This window comes from Leisingera sp. ANG-M6 (genome assembly GCF_000813905.1).
In the GTDB taxonomy this organism is placed as follows: domain Bacteria; phylum Pseudomonadota; class Alphaproteobacteria; order Rhodobacterales; family Rhodobacteraceae; genus Leisingera.
This window is the reverse complement of the sequence record NZ_JWLG01000054.1, coordinates 1-882: the sequence shown is the minus strand read 5'-3', so window position 1 is coordinate 882 and position 882 is coordinate 1. Positions and strand designations below refer to the sequence as shown.

General features: G+C 60.7%; 1 protein-coding gene. It reads right to left on the bottom strand.

The window, feature by feature from the left end:
- Positions 1-834: hypothetical protein (locus tag RA24_RS21610; RefSeq protein ID WP_206540671.1), on the bottom strand; the 834-nt coding region annotated here is incomplete at its 3' end.
- Positions 835-882: the final 48 nt, after the last annotated feature.

Below are 882 nucleotides of genomic sequence, written 5' to 3'. Positions count from 1 at the left end.
GTCGAGCGCGGCGGTGTCTGTCATCCCGTCCAGCTCCACAGTGGCCTCTGCCGCGGCCTTGGCGCTGTCGGCGCGTTTCTCGGCATCTGCCACACAGTTGCTGGCGGTGGTGAAGTCCAGCTTCAGCGCCGCTGCTGCCGCCTCGGCCATCAGGGCCTTGGCATCTTCCAGCATGGTTGCAGCCTGCGGCACGTTCTTGAGCGGGTCGATCTTGCCCTGAACTGCCACGCGTTTTTCCTTGTAGGCCTTACAGGCGTCCGCTTGGGCGGTCGCAGCGGGCCAATCGCCCTGGGTGGCGTCCAGCAGGGTCAGGGCGGTGGAGTACTTGTGCAGCACCGCTTCGGCCTTTGCCGAGGCGAGGTCCGCCTCCATCTTGAGGATGATCACCTGAATGCCCGAAGCACCATCGTGGTCTTTGAACTCTTTCAGCTTGGCCTCAAAGGCCGTCAGCTTCGGAGCATACTGCTGAACAACCGGGATTTCCTTTTTGAGGAAGGGCAGGAGACCCCAGAACTTGCTGAGTAGCTTGATCGACTCGGTGTAATCCTTGCTCGTGGCAACATCTGAATCGGTGTAATGACCCTTGGCCTCGTCCAACTTATCCTTGAGCAGGTTCTTGATCGCCGCTGTGAGGCCCGCCCAGTGGTCGATCCACTGTTTGACCTTGGGGCGCCAGTCCTCATACAGCTTGCGCTGTTTGCGCACCTTGGCGGTTCGTTCATAGACCTTGGCGACTTCGTCCAGCTTCTGGATGCCATCCTTGAATTTCTTGGCGGCCTTGTCCTGCTGCGCGGCATCATAAAGCCGCTCCATCTCGCGCGCGGCGTCATCCACTGCCGGATCGCCGACTGTTACGCCGCGCGCGAGATGGAGCGGCTTTAT